The following is a 15,365-nucleotide window of genomic DNA, read 5'->3' as shown; positions in this document are numbered from 1 at the left end:
AAGGAAGGCAATCGCGCCCGGTGGCGCGGCCGGGCTTCAAACCCGGTTGGGGACGGCATCCGTTCCCGGGCAGGTTCGACTCCGGCTGCCTTCCGCCAATTACCTGTTCTTATCGGGCGAGGGGTGCCATCAATAAGCCACTGCCGTAGAATCACGCCTCTTTTTTCGCTTCAGGCTCGGATAAAACAATGCAAGGCAATCAGCAAGACATGGACGTACTTCGCGGATGGTGTGCTTTTGTCGAAGCGACCGGGTTGGCCAAGAGCCGGGTGAAAGAGACCGATGTTTATCAGGAACAGCACGTCAGGCTCTCTGCAGACAATGTCGAAGAGGACTCGACCGGGTTTCGTTTTTCGCTGCCTGCTGATCAGACCCAAGTGCTCGAAGAACGCTTTGTCAAAGTCAGTGAAGAGGGCATTGCTCAGGCTGAGGCCCTGCAACTTGGCTTTCCACTGTTGCGCGTGATCGAGGGAAAACAAACGTTTTTCGTTCCGCTTTTCCGTTACTCATTGCCTGATAACTGGCATACCCAGTCCGAATTGAGTGTGTGCGTCCCGGTCAAGCAAGGGGTTGACGTGGTTCCCGATATCGACGCGTTTCGGGCATACCTGGACGTCGATTTACAAGAGTTGGGCGCCGAACGTCACATGATGAGCCTGGCCGCAGCCTGTACGGGAAAGCAGGGTGAAACCTTCGTCGCGGTTTTCCGGTCGTTTCTGGCCTGGATCAATTATCGCCTCGCAGGGTTGAAAGCCATCCGTAACGATGTTGCCGATGTGTACCTGGAAAAAGCCGTGACCGGGCTGATCTGTCATCCAGTGGTCAGCGACTTCAACTCTCGCGAGCAACTCAAGGACTACAAGGTCCTGCTTCAACGTCCCGACCTGAAAGCCTCGCCTTTGCTGCAGCGGTACATAATGCAGCGTTCGCTCGGCAACCCGGCGCCGCGCAACCAGTTCTCACGCTTTCCGTATGGCCTGTTCGAGCGTAAATACCCTCTGGGCAGGGGGCAAATGCAAACGTTGACCCAGGTTGCCAGCGGCGTACCGCTGGTGGCAGTCCAGGGCGCTCCCGGCACAGGCAAAACGACCTTGTTCAAGTCGTTGATTGCCAGCCGGATTGTCGAAAGGGCATTAGTCTGTATCGCCGGAGAAGACCGTAACCTGGGCGTCGTCGTGACATCGACGGCCAAAAAAGCGGTGGAGAACGTCATTGACGATTTGCGTGACGACCCTTGCCTGAAAGATTTCAGCTGGTTCTATTTTCTGTGCGGGGACAAGGCACAGGTCACCTCTGAAATTGATCGGGTGCACACGCTTCTGCGCCAACTCGACGAGCAGTCCTACGACAAGGAAAAGCAGAACGCCTTAGCGGACCGGATCGTCGGGATCCAGCAAACGATTGATGGTTTTTACGTGACGTATCTGCGTTTGCTTGCAGGTTTCGGGGAGGCTCGCTCTGCCTTTTCGGATCTTTCACCCGAAATTTTTCGCGAGCGACTGGACGCATCGATCCGCAGCGTGTGCGAAAGCAGCAAAGCGCTGGGCCTGATCGATAAACCGGAGCAGTCGCTGGATTACGCTGTTCTAACCAGCCACTGCAAGGGTGCGCTGGATGCGCTGGCTGCCGACAAAGTCAGATACACGCAAGCGAAAGACCACTTGTCTCGCAGATACACCAAACTCATTGATGCTCCATTTGATGAGACGGCGTATCAGCCGTGGCTCGAGAGCACACTCAGCGAAACACTCCAGCACCATTTTGCCGACTACCCGACGGGTTTTATGGCATCGCTGCGTGCATGGATCTCTCGCCGCAAATATACCCGTGCGTTCGACCACCTGAAAAAGAGCTGCCCCGAGGACATGAAGACCTACGGGCTCGATGGCCTCGATCATGCACACCTCGCGGAACTGGCCCGCAATCGGGGTGACGTATTCAGCGCCGGTAATGCCGAGCAGATATTTCAGACCTTGAGAGTGGGGCCCCCGGAAACCGCCCGGGAGGTGTCGCTCAAGCTACTGGCCAAGACCATTGACGAGGTCAAACAACGTTCCAGCGACTGGCGGCGTTACGAGGCGGCCCGTGACAGCTTTTACGCTGAGTTCCCGGAAGGCGACTGGATAGAAGTGTTGCGTCTGCGCTTCATCACACAGCAACGCGCGCTGTTTGAGCACGCCATTGACTACCTCTGGCAGGAGCTGCTTCGACAGAAAGAGGCGCTGGGGCAGGTATTGCCTCTCTGGTGCAATATGCTCGACGGCCAGACCGACAGCGGTTTTTACAAATGGAAGGACAAACTGCAAGAGTTCTATCGGTTGATCAGCCTTGCTTATCCGGTCATGGCCTCGACGCTGGCATCGGTGCAGAAGCTGCCAGGATACAAACTCGCTGACCTCAACGGATTCAGCCCCTACGCACTGAGCCTGGTGGATGAGGCGGGGATGGTTTCCGCAGAGTCGCTGGTTCCGTTGCTGGCACGCAGCGAAAGAAGCATCGTCGTGGGCGACCCGCTGCAGATCGAGCCGATCCGCACGCTTGGCTCGGCCATGGCCGGCAAGCTCAAGGACCAATACTTCGTCGACAATACTTTGTATGAAGCTGTGTCTCCGATGTTGGTGACCGCCTACCATCGCGCCGCCGGTTCCTTGACCGGTGCAGTCACGGACATGGGCGATGGCATTGTGCTCGACGAGCATCGGCGATGCCGACCGGCCATTGCCGAACTGTTCATGCAAATCGCCGGCTATAGGGGAGTACAGGTGTGCACGCAGCCTGCCGAACCGCGAATCCAGGCAGCGTGCGACAACATGGGTGGTTTCAATCTGATGTTCTATGGCGTCGAAGGTCGTAAAGGCCCGATGCCCAATACCAATCAGGATGAAGTCGAGGCAATCGGGTTGTTGCTGGACAAGCTGGAGGGGGCTGGTTACGACCTCACCCAGGACGTTGGCATCATCACGCCATACTCCAATCAGAAAAACCTGTTGATCAAAGCCTATGGCGAGCGGGTCGCTCAGCGAAAGGCACTCAAAATCGGATCGGTACACCAGTTTCAGGGTGTCGGTTTCGAGGTGATCATTTACTCACCGGTGATTTTTCAACGGACCGATCGCGATCACTTCCAGAATGGCAAGCCCAACCTGTTGAACGTCGCCGTATCGCGGGCCAAGCAACAATTCATTGTTGTCGGTAACCAGCACCGCTTGTTAAGCGCCGGAAAATCGCTGGAAAAAATGGCGCGGGTCTGCTCTGCCTCGTTTTTCGTCAGCATGGAGCATCAGAGTCCATCCTTTGCCGGTGTCACACCTGGTGGCGTCAGGCACTACTTCGATTGCGACCACATCCAGGCATTCGAATCGCTTATTACGTCCAGCCAACGCTCTTTCGTTGCAGTGGTGCCGTGGATTCGCCAGGGAATCAGTCATAACCATCCACCGCTCAAACTGCTGCAAGCGGCGCAACAGCGTGGTGTTGAAGTGAAGGTCTACTACGGGCATGACCATATCGAGCATCCCAATGCCGATGACGGTGAAACAGGCTTGATAAAAGCCTATCAAAACAAGCTCGGTCCCGAGAACGTCATCCGCCTTCCCGAAGGTACGCACGAAAAAATCCTGCTGGTTGATGATCAAGTCGCAATGGTGGGAAGCTGGAACTGGCTTTCGCACAGTTATTATCGCTACTGCGAAATGTCCACCGGCACGCCGCTGGCGTTACGTCGGGAAACGAGTGTCGAGTTGCGGGACCCCGCATTGATTAATCAATTGAAGTCGCGCATCACAAGCCGCAATGAGGGGCAATCGCCGATGCGCTGATTCAGAACCCCAACGGGTACTGAATCACCACGTAGATCCGGTCAATATCATCCCCCGCCTGAGCACTGTTGGCCCGGTGCGAGACGTGGGACAGCTGCACGGAAAGATCCTTCGCGGCGCCGGACTGGACGATGTAGCGCAGGTCGATGTCACGCTCCCAGTGCTTGCCGCCGTCGCCTTGCTGTGGCTGGTATTGGCCGCTGTCTGCGTCGAACGGGTTGTAGGCGCCGCCCTTGGGCGCGTGAGTACCGTCGATGTGGCTGCCGGAGACGTAGCGGGTCATGAAGTTCAGGCCGGGAATGCCGAACGCACCGAGATCGAGGTCGTAGCGGGCTTGCCATGAGCGCTCGTGGGCGCCGTTGAAGTCGGCGTATTTGATCGAGTTGGCCAGGTAGATCGAGTCGCCACCGACGAAATCGAATGGTGTGTCACCGTTGACGCGTTGCCAGCCGAGCATCACCGCGTGGGCGCCAAAGGTGTATTTGCCCGAGAGGCTGAACGCGGTGTTGTCGATTTCGCCGGCCAGAGCCTGCCCGGTATCGCGGGTGTGGTAGATGTTGGCGTCGATCAATACGCCGGACTGTTTGAAATGCAGGTTGGCGTAGTACTGGTGCCAGGTTTCGCTGAGGTCAGACGCGTACAGCGCGCCGCCTACCGGGCTTTCACTGAACAGGTCTGCGCCGATGAAGCTGATCCCGCCGGCCTTCGTATTGGCGCCATAACCCTGGAAATCGCCTTTGCCGGTAGAGCTGTCCTGATTCTTGAACGCCGTGAAATGCCCGGCCACCAGATTCACATTGTCGATTTCGCGGCTATTGAGTAGAAAACCGGTGGCGTATTCCGGTTGCAGACGTTTGTCCGAGGTGTCGAACACGGGCGTCTCTACCGTCATTTCGCCGAAGGCGAGGGTGGTTTTCGAGGCCTTGAGTTTCAGCGCACCGCCCGCGCTGGAATAGTCACTTTCGCTACGCCCGTCGCTGTCCACGGGCAACAGACCGGTGCCCGAATGTCCTCGGCCACCATCCAGTTTCAGCCCATAAAAGGCATGGGCATCGAGACCGAACCCGATCGTTCCGTCGGTGAAACCGGATGCGAAAGTGCCGATAAAACCCTGAGCCCATTCCTGTTTGTAGTTCTTGCCGCTGGGCGAGGGCGAGCGGTAGTCGTTGCTCAGGAAGAAGTTGCGGCTGAGCACTTCGCCTTTGGCGTCATCCAGAAAACCACTGGCGCAGGCTGAGTTGGCCAGACCGCCAAACAGCAGGGCCAGCGTGATACGCGATGGCGGAAAACCTTTCATGTGTCAGTGACCGGCGTTGATGAAATGTCGCCGGATAATCGTGCTGTCTGCTTCCGGAAGATTGAGCGGGTGTGCTGAGTTGCCTATCTGACAACCCTTGATCGCTGAACTACGCTGCGTTCTGTATTCCCGCACTCATAACTGTGGCGTAAGGAACTGACACATGCGGAGCCGGTTGCCTGCGTTGTTGATGGTTGTTTTCAGCGTGTTCTGCTCGACACTTCTGTGGGCTGAAGACAGCGCAAAACCTGCCGACGAGCCTGTCGAGTTGAAGGTAGCCAACCGCAGCATCATGGTGTTTCGCGCCACGCTGCTCGGGGAGGCGCCGGCATCTCGGGTCAAACGGGCCAAAGCGGTCATCGCCGAAGCCCTGGATGAGTCGGATGACCGTACCGTCACTGTTGACCCGATGCAGGACAACTACCTGGTGCTGCTGGGCAACAAACGGGCCTTTATCGTCTCGCCCAAGGATGTCGACAGCCTCGACTATCCCTCCGTGCAGATGGCGGCGCAGGGCGCGGCGGAAAAGTTGCGTCAGGTCGTGGCGGAAACGCAGGAAGCCAGGAGCCTGCATCGGATGCTACGTGCGCTCGGCGCTGCGGCGCTCGCCACCGGCATTTATTTCGTGCTGCTGTGGGGCATCGCCTGGTTGCAGCGTCGATGGCTGAAGAGATTGCCCGAGCTGATGCGTCGGCATACCCAGGCGCTGAAGGTCGGACGAATTCCGGTAGTGGATGCCAATTACCTGTATCCACTGGTCATTCGCGTGTTCTGGCTGCTGCGCTGGTTCGTCATTCTGCTGTTGACGTATGAATGGCTGGGTTTTGTCCTGTCGCGATTTCCGTACACCCGCCCTTGGGGTGAGAGCCTCAACAACTACCTCATCGAGGTTGCCAGCTATCTCTTGCAGGCCATCGTGGGCGCCATCCCCGGGCTGGGCGTGGCGCTGGCGATTTTCTTCATTGCCCGAGGCGCCACGGCGTTCAGCCGTCGGGTGCTGCGGCGCATGGCAACCCCGGGAACGTTCAACTGGCTGAACGAGGAAACCCTGCAACCCACCCAGCGCCTGACGTCTCTGGCGATCTGGCTGTTTGCGCTGGCGATGGCCTATCCGTATTTGCCCGGCGCCGGCACTGACGCCTTCAAAGGGTTGTCGGTGCTGATCGGCCTGATGATTTCGCTGGGTGCCACCAGTGTGGTCGGGCAGGCGGCGGCCGGGCTGATCCTGACGTACACCCGAACCTTGCGCCCAGGTGAATTCGTGAAAATCGGTGAACATGAAGGCACGGTGACGGAACTCGGCATGTTCACCACCAGCATCCGCACCGGGTTGGGAGAGGTGCTGACGCTGCCCAATTCGATGATCACCGGCACGGTCACCAAGAACTACTCACGCACGGTGCAGGGCCCTGGTTATGTGGTCGACACGGTGGTGACCATCGGCTACGACACACCGTGGCGCCAGGTGGAAGCGATGCTGCTGGAGGCGGCCCGACGAACGCCCGGCGTGCTGGAGATTCCGCCAGCACAAGTGTTCCAGACTGCGTTGTCCGATTTCTATCCCGAATACCGTCTGGTGGCGCAGGCCATTCCCAGTCAGCCTCGTCCGCGTGCCGTGTTGCTGAGCATGCTGCACGCCAATATTCAGGATGTGTTCAACGAATACGGCGTGCAGATCATGTCTCCGCACTATCTGGGTGACCCCGAAGAAGAAAAACGCGTGCCGAAGGAAAAATGGTTTCCGGCCCCGGCACAAGCGCCAACGGATACGTGACAGCCTCAATCGACAACAGGCAATTCAACCCTCGCCACCAGTCCCGAGCCTCGGCGATTGCTCAAGGTCAGTTCTCCGCCCTGTTCACGAACAATCGCCCGGGCTGCCGAGAGGCCGAGCCCGACACCGCCGGTTTCACGGTTGCGCGAGGTTTCGAGGCGGAAGAACGGATCGAACACCCGTTGCAGCGACTCTTCGGGAATGCCCGGCCCTTCGTCGCAGACTTCGATGCAGATCGAGCGAGCATTGCGACTCAGTGCAATACGCGGACGCTCGCCGTATTTCACGGCGTTTTCCAGCAGGTTGACGATCACCCGTTTGATCCCCAGTGGCCGACCGTCATAGACCATGTGGGCAGGACCGCTGAAGTCGATGAGCAGGTTCTGGTCGCGGTAATCGTCAAGGACGGTTTGCAGCAGCTCCGACAGATCGAACGCTGTAGGTTGTTCAAGCTGTGTGCCTTCACGGAAAAACGCCAGGGCGGCGTTGATCATCGATTGCATTTCTTCGATGTCGCGAATCAGTTTCTGCTGATGATCGAGGTCTTCCATGAACTCGCTGCGCAGGCGCATCCGGGTCAATGGCGCGCGCAAGTCATGGGAGATGGAGGCGAGCATGTGGGTGCGTTCGCCAATGAAATGCTGGATCTGCGCCTGCATGGTGTTGAAGGCGATGATGGCCTGGCGGATTTCGTGGGGCCCTTCGATCTCGATGGGCGGTGCGTTCAAATCACCGCCAAAACGCCTCGCGGCGCCGGCAAAACGTTGCAGCGGATTGGCCAGTTGGCGGGTGGCAATCCAGGCCACCAGCAACGTCGCGACCAGGCCCAGAGCAATGATCACCGCGATCCGGGCATCCAGGCTCAGTCCCCAGCTTCGCTCCGGTGGCGTGAATGTCAGCCAGCTGCCATCGGCCAAAGGTACGAGGGCGACGTAATGCGCCTGCGCACTGCCCGGCGGCCAGTCGTCGGGGTTGAATACTTCGATTTCCCGGTCATCACCGAGCAATTGTCGCAGCGCAGGAACCTTGCCGGTCTCGACCGGTTCGCCGTCCCCGGGCAGATTGAACTGGCTGCGTTGCGCATTCCATAACACTTCAAGCGTCGAACTGCTGGCCGCGCTCGCCAGTTGCGGGCGCAATTGGGCGGGCGCCGCCTCGATCACGCGGGTGCTCGCGGCAATCCGCTCCAGCAATCCGGTTCGTTCGATGGGTGGACGAGCCCAGATGCCCGCGACCTGCACAAACAGCGCATTGAGAATCAGCGAGGCGATCATCGCCGCAACGATGGTCAGGGCAATCCGGCGACTGAGGGTGTCGCGCCGCAAGAGTCGGCCGATCATGAACGGCTGACCTTGGCCGTGAACATATAGCCGCCATTGCGCACAGTGCGGATCAGGTCCGGGCGCTTGCTGTCCGGTTCGATCTTGCGCCGCAGCCGGCTGACCTGCACATCGATGCTGCGATCAAAGGCTTCATGACCCTGGCCGTGGGTCAGGTCGATCAGTTGCTCGCGGGTCAGGATGCGCTGGGGATGCTCGAGAAAGACCAGCAGCAGATCAAACTCACCGCCGGACATCGGGATCATTACACCCTCGGGTGAGCGCAGTTCCCGGCAGGTGATGTCCAGGTGCCAACCGGCGAAGGTCATGACCGGTCGCGCCGGTTCGCTGGTGCGCTGGCCTTGTTCGCCGGCGCGCCGTTGCAATGCGCGCACCCGGGCCAGCAACTCCTGGGGCGCGAAGGGCTTGGTCAAGTAATCGTCGGCACCCAGTTCCAGGCCGACGATCCGGTCGCTCAGTTCAGCCATGGCCGTGAGCATGATGATCGGGATCCCCATCTGCGCGCGGATTTTCTGGCACAGGCTCAAGCCACCTTCACCTGGCAGCATCAGGTCAAGAATGATCGTGTCCGGCCGCGCCTGTTCGATGGCGGCCCACATGGCCTGGCCATCGGGTGCCACGTCGACGTCGTAGGCGTGCTGAACGAAGAACTTCTTCAGCAGGGACAGAATTTCCACGTCGTCATCGACGATCAGCAGTCTGCTCACGTTTGCAGGATCCATGAATCAAAAGAGGGCATCTAAAACCATTTCGAAGGCGGGGTCATATATTTCAATCGAGCAACATTCCTTCGGTGCGGACATCAGCCAGACATCCTCGGGCAAAAAACCTCGGGCACTCTGCCGGCATTCCATCCAAGGGGGTTCATATGAAGGATATGAAAAGCGCTTATTCCACTCAGGGGCATGGCGCGGTGCGTCCACTGATCCTGACCCAGCGCACCAATACCGGCGCTCTCAATGCGCCGATCTTTTTCCAGGAAACCTGTCTGGGGATCGCCCAGGACCAGAGCCAGCTCGTCATGCGCCGCTACTTCGAGCGCTTCAGCCCGGCCGACAGCCATTGGGTGGAATACATCCACTCCATTCCCACCGCCGAATTCATTCACTGGATCATGACCCACGGCCAGTTGCGCATCGAGTGTTCTGAAAATACCCCGTTCAGCCAGATTCAGGCCGCAGGGGAAACGCATTGATGAGAAACCATCACTCACTGGCGCTGTTGCTCGCAGCCAGCCTGAGCCTGTCGGCATGCAGCAATAAAAAGGTCGCGCCTGACATGTATTCCGGGTTTTTGAACGACTACAGCACGCTGAAGGAGCAGCAGACACCCTCGGGGCAGACGATATTGAGCTGGATCAGCCCGGCGTTGGCGAGTGGCCGCTACACACGGGTCTATCTGGCGCCAAGCCAGTTTTATCCGAAGGTCGAACCGACTGGACGAATTCCGCAGAGCACCCTGTCGGGTGTGACCGGCTACTACGACGCGGCCCTGAGGCAAGAACTGGGAAAAGTGCTGCCATTGGCTTCGAAGCCCGGCCCGAATACGTTGGTTGTGAGGCCAGCCATCACGCAGGTCGCCACCAGTACCCAAGGCCTGCGGTTTTATGAATGGCTGCCCGTCACCCTGGTCGCGGCCGGCGTCAGCACGGCTGCCGGCATTCGTGATCAGGACAGTGAAATCGCCACTGAAGTGTCCCTCGAGGATGGTTCGACCGGCGAGGTCGTGGCGAAGGTTGTCCGCAAGGGCACAGGCGTTCCACTGGAAAACGACAAGCAGGTGATGACGGCCGATAACGTCAAGGGTGTGCTCGATGGTTGGGCCACGGACTTGAGTCAGTCTTATGTTGTGGCCCGCAAAGCATCGTTACGCTGACAGCGCCGAGGTCAGAGACTTGCTTTCACCTGCAGTCCGAACACCAGTGCATTGTCGATGTTCTGCCCGGAAAACGCGCCCGGCTCGATGATGTACTGCACGTTCGGTCGCAGGGTCAGCCATGGGGTGGCCTGGTAGCCGTAATCGAGTTCGATCAACTGTTCAGCACCGTCCAGATTGGAGAGCGGCGTGCCGTTGGCCAGCGCAGCGTCTTGTTGCACGTCGCGGCTGCGCGGGTTTTGCACGGCCCGGCCGTAACCCAGGGCGACGGTGTCACGCGGGCGACCTTCGAACGGTTTGTACAGGACCACGCCGGTGCCGTACCACTTGCTGAACGGTGAAGCCGCTTCGCTGGCCGCCGAGTATTGACCGAAGGCGTGCAGGCTGCGGCCCTCAGATGTCTGCGAACTCCAGACGGCCTGATCGATCAGCAGGTAATGACCGCCGCGACCGGACACTTCCTTGTCGCTGCCGATGCGTTTCACGTCGGAGCTGTCGTAGTAGTAGCCGAGTTTGTATTCGCCGGGCAGGGTGCCCGCGCGTTTGTAGACCAGTTCGACAGGGACCACGGTGCCGGTGGTGTGTTTCGGCCCCAGGTGCCAGGCGCGGCTGGAGTTGCCGTTGCTTTCGGGGTCGACGTTGAACGCTGCAACCCGCAGTTGCCATTCCGGCGACAGGTCATATTTCACCCGCACACCGAGGTGAGCGTTGGGGTAGTTGGTCCAGCCGCTGCCACCGGACATGTTCAGCGGGTGGCCGCAGAAACCGGCGTTCATGAAATTGCAGAGGATGCCGCTGTCGAGGCCGCCGAGGTCGTTGCCCATGGCCATGTAGCCGAGTTTGACGTTCAGTGCCGGGGTGAAAAGGGTGCGCTCGTAACTCAGTTCGGTCAGACGCGTGTAGAGGCCACCGTAGTTTTCCTGGATAGGCAGACGGTTGCCGACCAGATCCTCCGAGGCGCTGTTGCCGCGACGGTCGTTGATGGTCAACTGGACCTTGCCCGCGTTGTCCACACCATAGATTTTGCTCAGGTCGAACTGTGCGCCGAGCTTGATGTTCTGCGAGTAACGGGCGGAACGGTGCAGGCCGCCGTCGGCGTTGTAGGCGGTTTCGCCAGTGTAATCACCGGTGAACTTGATGCCGTCTTCGTCGAGTTGGTGGCGCAAACCGCCCCAGTCGCCGGTCAGGGTATTGCGGGTGAACACGTTTGAATCGGTGTCGGCGAAGGCGGGCAGGGCGGAGCTGCAGGCAAGAGCGAGCAGTACGCCAGTGTGGGAAAAGCGAACAACGAATGACATTGCTGAAATCCAGAGCCAAGGACATGAAACGACGCGACACCCGAAGGTGTCGCGCACAAGTGAAGTGAAGGAGGGCGCAGCGGTTTACGGCAGGGCGTAAGCCATTACGTAGTCACCGCGATCGGTCGATTGACGAGCGCCACCCGCGGTGATGACCACGTACTGCTTGCCGGTTTTCGGCGACACATACGTCATTGGGCCGCCCTGACTGCCGACCGGCAGACGTGCTTTCCAGATTTCTTCACCGTTGCCGCTGTTGTAGGCGCGCAGGTAGAAGTCCTGGGTGCCGGCGATGAAGATCAAACCACCTTGAGTCGACAGCGTGCCGCCGAGGGTTGGCAGACCGATCTTGATCGGCAGGTGCATGCGGATGCCCAGGGGACCTGTGTCTTCAACGGTGCCGACCGGAACCTGCCAGGCGACTTTTTGGGTCTTCATATCGATGGCGGTCAACGTGCCGAACGGCGGCGCCTGGCATGGAATGCCGGCCACCGACAGGAAGCGGTTCTTGTTCACCGCGTAAGGCGTGCCTTTCAGCGGAACGGCGCCCATGCCGGTGTTCAGCGCTTCGCCACCGGAGGTTGCCTTGCCTGTGTTCTGCGAAGGGATCATCTGAATCCACAGACCCAGTCGCATGTCGTTGACGAAGATGAAACCGTGCACCGGGTCAGTGGAAATGCTGCCCCAGTTCATGCCGCCCAGCGAACCCGGGAAGCTCAGCGTTTTGTCAGTGCCCGGCGCGGTGTAGAGACCGTCGTAACGCATCGACTTGAAGTCGATCCGGCACAGCAACTGGTCGTACGGCGTGGCGCCCCACATGTCCGATTCGGTCAGGTGCTGGGCACCGATCTGCGGCATGCCCACGGATTTAGGCTGGGTCGGCGAGTAGGGCTCGTTCGGAATGTTCGACGCCTTGACCGGTACTTCTTTTACTTCGGTCAGTGGTTTGCCGGTGGCGCGATCCAGCACGTAAATCTGCCCGGCCTTGGTGCCGATCACCAGCGCCGGCACGGTTTTGCCGTCCTTGGTGAAGTCGATCAGGCTTGGCTGCATCGGCAGGTCGAAGTCCCACAGATCGTTGTGCACGGTCTGGTAGACCCACTTTTCTTCGCCGCTGTTGGCGTCCAGCGCCAGGATCGATGCGCCGTAGGTGTGGTCGAGTTTGCTGCGTTCCACGCCGTAGATGTCGGTGGAAGAGCTGCCCATTGGCAGGAATACGGTGTTGGTTGCCGGGTCGTAAGACATTGGCGCCCAGCTGTTCGGCGTGCTGCGAACATAGGTTTTGCCATCGGCCGGCGCCTTTTTATCCTGCGGGTTACCCGGGTCGAACGCCCAGCGCATGGCGCCGGTGATCACATCGAAACCACGGATCACGCCGCCCGGCATGTCGGTCTGAACGTTGTCGGCCACGCGACCGCCAACGACGACGGTGGTGCCGGCCATCAGTGGTGCGGAGGACAATTGGTAGTAGCTGTCCGGGACATCACCCAAACCGGCCTTCAGATCAACCTGGCCGTTGTTGCCGAAACCCTGGCAGAACTCGCCGGTGTCGGCATCGACTGCGATCAGGCGCGCGTCGATGGTGTTGGTCAGCAGACGGCGTGTGCAGTTGGCGGCGGGAGCGGCCGGGGTATCGGTCACAGGCGAGCTGGCTGGTTTGGCGACCGCAGCGCTGGCGTCGAAGTAGGCCATGCCACGGCAGCGCTGCCAGACTTTCGACTGGGCGTTGATGGCGTTTTTCCAGAGTTCTTTACCGGTGTCGGCATCCAGCGCGATCAGGTTGTTGTGCGGGGTGCAGATGAACACCTTGTTGCCGATCTGCAGCGGGGTGAGTTGGTCTTCAGCGCCATTGCCGTCACTCTCGGCGATGTCACCGGTGTGGTAGGTCCAGGCGACTTTCAACTTGTCGACGTTGGTGCGGTTGATCTGGTCCAGCGCAGCGAAGCGGCTACCACCTTCGGTATTACCGTAGTGCGCCCAGTCTTTCTGCGCCTTTTCCGGTTCGACCGGAGTGAGGCCCGGGCCGGTGCCGGTAGGGGCGACGGTCGGGTGCGCGACGAACATGTTGCCGGCCGCTACGGCCAGGCCGACCGCCAGAACAGCGGCAACGCCGTACGCGCCACGTCCCGGAACGCCACCATTAGCGCGCTTGAGCATCGGGTAGACCAGCGCGACCGCCAGGCCCACGGCGCTGAACATGAACAGACGAGAGAACACCGGCCAGAACACCAGGCCTGCGTCGCTCACGGCCCAGATCGCCGTCCCCAGCAGAAACGCGGCGAAAAGCCACGCACCGGCAGGTTTGCGACGTGCGATCAGCAGGCCGGAAATGGCCATGACCAGACCACCCACCAGGAAGTACCAGGAGCCTCCCAGGCTGACCAATTTCACACCGCCAGCGGCCAGTGCCAGGCCGAGCAGGGCGATGATCACCCCGAGCCCGACCAGAATGAATGTTGATATGCCCGAGAGGCGTTGACTCTGCTTCACGTTGAATGTCCCGTTGAAATGAGACGTGCAGTATATAGATAGGTAACTACCTAGTTAAATCACTAATTCAGAATGAAGAGAGATTTGGCGCTCAATGGCGTTTCGGAAAGACGCCGGGCGCATCCACGCGGATCTTCAGGGGTTATTGGAACGCCAGGAAAGTCGGATTTTTGCCAGCGGATATGGAATTTTTGACAGGTTGATCGCGGCTTGGTGGTTCCCGCCGAACAGGATCGGCGGGAACGGCATTTGGCTGTGGGCGAGAAGAGGGCTTAGTTAGCCATCACCTCATCCAGTGCCTGCTCAAGCGTGCTGACCGTACGTTCGATGTTATGCAGCTTTTCCAGTCCGAACAGACCGATACGGAAAGTCTGGAAGTCGGCCGGTTCGTCGCATTGCAACGGCACCCCGGCGGCGATCTGCAGGCCGTGGTTGGCAAATTTCTTACCGTTTTTGATATCGGCATCATCGGTGTAGCTCACCACGACGCCTGGGGCCTGAAAGCCGGCTGCGGCCACGCTTTTGAAGCCTTTGCCGGTCAACATTGCGCGCACCCGATCACCCAGAAACTGCTGTTCGCCGCGGACCTTTTCGAAACCGTAGGCTTGCGTCTCTTTCATCACGTCGTTGAACCGCGCGAGGGAATCACTGGGCATGGTCGCGTGGTAGGCATGTCCGCCCTGTTCGTAGGCCTGCATGATCTGCAGCCACTTTTTCAGGTCGCAGGCGAAGCTGCTGCTTTGCGTCTGCTCTATGCGCTCGAGGGCCAGAGCACTGAACATCACCAGGGCGCAGCAAGGGGAGGCGCTCCAGCCTTTTTGCGGTGCGCTGATCAGCAGGTCGACGGCGCATTTGTGCATATCAACCCAAAGCGTGCCGGAAGCGATGCAGTCCAGGACGAACAGGCCACCCACTGCATGCACGGCGTCGCCGACGGCCCGCAGGTACTCGTCGGGCAGGATAATCCCTGATGAGGTTTCAACGTGGGGGGCGAAGACAATCTGCGGCTTCTGCGCCGCAATGGCTGCCAGCACTTCGTCCAGAGGGGGCGGGGCGTAGGCAGCCTGGCGACCCGTTTCGACCGGTCGGGCTTTCAGTACCGTAGTGGCCGCCGGGATGTTGCCCGTCTCAAGGATCTGGCTCCAGCGATAACTGAACCAGCCGTTGCGTATCACCAGACATTGCTGGCCGGTAGCGAACTGTCGCGCCACCGCTTCCATGCCGAATGTGCCGCTGCCCGGAACCACCGCAACCGCCTCGGCGTTGTAGACCTGTTTCAGGGTCTGGGAAATGTTTTTCATCACTGCTTGAAATGACTGCGACATGTGGTTGAGCGAGCGGTCGGTGTAGACCACCGAGTACTCGACAAGCCCTTCAGGATCGATTCCGGGATATAGCTTTGACATGGGGTGACTCCTTAAGTGATTCCCTGGCAGTCAAAAGGTCTGGCGAACATCATCGGGAACCAAGTCT

At 59.4% G+C, this 15,365-nt stretch carries 10 protein-coding genes and 1 tRNA gene; 5 read left to right on the top strand and 6 right to left on the bottom strand.

All coding sequences use genetic code 11. From position 1 onward, the window contains the following. Positions 1 to 2: 2 nt before the first annotated feature. Positions 3 to 98: transfer RNA gene (locus tag AC1RR7_RS05860), tRNA-Sec, on the top strand. A gap of 90 nt (positions 99 to 188) precedes the next feature. Then, positions 189 to 3,818: an AAA domain-containing protein gene (locus AC1RR7_RS05855; RefSeq protein WP_493156613.1), complete on the top strand. Its 3,630-nt coding sequence runs from the start codon at positions 189 to 191 to the stop codon at positions 3,816 to 3,818. A 1-nt stretch (position 3,819) separates the two neighbouring features. Here AC1RR7_RS05855 and AC1RR7_RS05850 read toward each other — a convergent pair whose 3' ends face one another. Continuing rightward, entirely contained in the window at positions 3,820 to 5,115 is a 1,296-nt protein-coding gene (locus AC1RR7_RS05850; RefSeq protein ID WP_493156611.1) for an OprD family porin, read from the bottom strand. A 163-nt stretch (positions 5,116 to 5,278) separates the two neighbouring features. Here AC1RR7_RS05850 and AC1RR7_RS05845 point away from each other — a divergent pair, with 163 nt between their 5' ends. Then, positions 5,279 to 6,889 (top strand): mechanosensitive ion channel family protein, encoded by a 1,611-nt coding sequence (locus AC1RR7_RS05845; RefSeq protein ID WP_102619863.1) that lies wholly within the window; start codon positions 5,279 to 5,281, stop codon positions 6,887 to 6,889. Positions 6,890 to 6,894: 5 nt separating this feature from the next. On the opposite strand, the gene AC1RR7_RS05840 is transcribed toward AC1RR7_RS05845, so the two are convergent. Both AC1RR7_RS05840 and AC1RR7_RS05835 read right to left on the bottom strand, forming a co-directional pair. Next, positions 6,895 to 8,229, bottom strand: coding sequence for an ATP-binding protein (locus AC1RR7_RS05840; protein WP_273539112.1), 1,335 nt, complete (start codon positions 8,227 to 8,229; stop codon positions 6,895 to 6,897). Then, complete coding sequence (locus AC1RR7_RS05835; protein WP_102619865.1) at positions 8,226 to 8,951, bottom strand: response regulator; 726 nt, start codon at positions 8,949 to 8,951, stop codon at positions 8,226 to 8,228. The genes AC1RR7_RS05840 and AC1RR7_RS05835 overlap by 4 nt, the downstream gene beginning before the upstream one ends. A gap of 146 nt (positions 8,952 to 9,097) precedes the next feature. Here AC1RR7_RS05835 and AC1RR7_RS05830 point away from each other — a divergent pair, with 146 nt between their 5' ends. After that, a complete protein-coding gene (locus AC1RR7_RS05830) occupies positions 9,098 to 9,424 on the top strand; it encodes a hypothetical protein (protein ID WP_096820422.1) in 327 nt (108 codons plus the stop codon). Continuing rightward, positions 9,424 to 10,104: a DUF3313 domain-containing protein gene (locus AC1RR7_RS05825; protein ID WP_493156609.1), complete on the top strand. Its 681-nt coding sequence runs from the start codon at positions 9,424 to 9,426 to the stop codon at positions 10,102 to 10,104. The genes AC1RR7_RS05830 and AC1RR7_RS05825 overlap by 1 nt, the downstream gene beginning before the upstream one ends. Before the next feature lie 11 nt (positions 10,105 to 10,115). Here AC1RR7_RS05825 and AC1RR7_RS05820 read toward each other — a convergent pair whose 3' ends face one another. From AC1RR7_RS05820 to AC1RR7_RS05810, 3 genes are all read right to left on the bottom strand, one after another. Then, positions 10,116 to 11,402 carry a carbohydrate porin gene (locus AC1RR7_RS05820; RefSeq protein WP_493156607.1) on the bottom strand — a complete coding sequence of 429 codons (1,287 nt, stop codon included), beginning with the start codon at positions 11,400 to 11,402 and terminating at the stop codon, positions 10,116 to 10,118. Positions 11,403 to 11,486: 84 nt separating this feature from the next. Continuing rightward, positions 11,487 to 13,892 (bottom strand): glucose/quinate/shikimate family membrane-bound PQQ-dependent dehydrogenase, encoded by a 2,406-nt coding sequence (locus AC1RR7_RS05815; protein WP_493156605.1) that lies wholly within the window; start codon positions 13,890 to 13,892, stop codon positions 11,487 to 11,489. Between the two features lie 272 nt (positions 13,893 to 14,164). Then, positions 14,165 to 15,298, bottom strand: a complete 1,134-nt coding sequence (locus tag AC1RR7_RS05810; RefSeq protein ID WP_493156603.1) for an aminotransferase class V-fold PLP-dependent enzyme — start codon at positions 15,296 to 15,298, stop codon at positions 14,165 to 14,167. Positions 15,299 to 15,365: the final 67 nt, after the last annotated feature.

This window comes from Pseudomonas sp. GW821-FHT11G12 (assembly GCF_058808055.1).
This window is presented reverse-complemented; position numbering and strand designations above follow the sequence as displayed.

Coding starts and splice junctions, on each gene's coding strand:
- AC1RR7_RS05820 (WP_493156607.1), bottom strand. CDS start 11,402: ATGTCATTCGTTGTTCGCTTTTCCCACACTGGCGTACTGCTCGCTCTT.
- AC1RR7_RS05840 (WP_273539112.1), bottom strand. CDS start 8,229: ATGATCGGCCGACTCTTGCGGCGCGACACCCTCAGTCGCCGGATTGCC.
- AC1RR7_RS05855 (WP_493156613.1), top strand. CDS start 189: ATGCAAGGCAATCAGCAAGACATGGACGTACTTCGCGGATGGTGTGCT.
- AC1RR7_RS05845 (WP_102619863.1), top strand. CDS start 5,279: ATGCGGAGCCGGTTGCCTGCGTTGTTGATGGTTGTTTTCAGCGTGTTC.
- AC1RR7_RS05835 (WP_102619865.1), bottom strand. CDS start 8,951: ATGGATCCTGCAAACGTGAGCAGACTGCTGATCGTCGATGACGACGTG.
- AC1RR7_RS05850 (WP_493156611.1), bottom strand. CDS start 5,115: ATGAAAGGTTTTCCGCCATCGCGTATCACGCTGGCCCTGCTGTTTGGC.
- AC1RR7_RS05825 (WP_493156609.1), top strand. CDS start 9,424: ATGAGAAACCATCACTCACTGGCGCTGTTGCTCGCAGCCAGCCTGAGC.
- AC1RR7_RS05810 (WP_493156603.1), bottom strand. CDS start 15,298: ATGTCAAAGCTATATCCCGGAATCGATCCTGAAGGGCTTGTCGAGTAC.
- AC1RR7_RS05830 (WP_096820422.1), top strand. CDS start 9,098: ATGAAGGATATGAAAAGCGCTTATTCCACTCAGGGGCATGGCGCGGTG.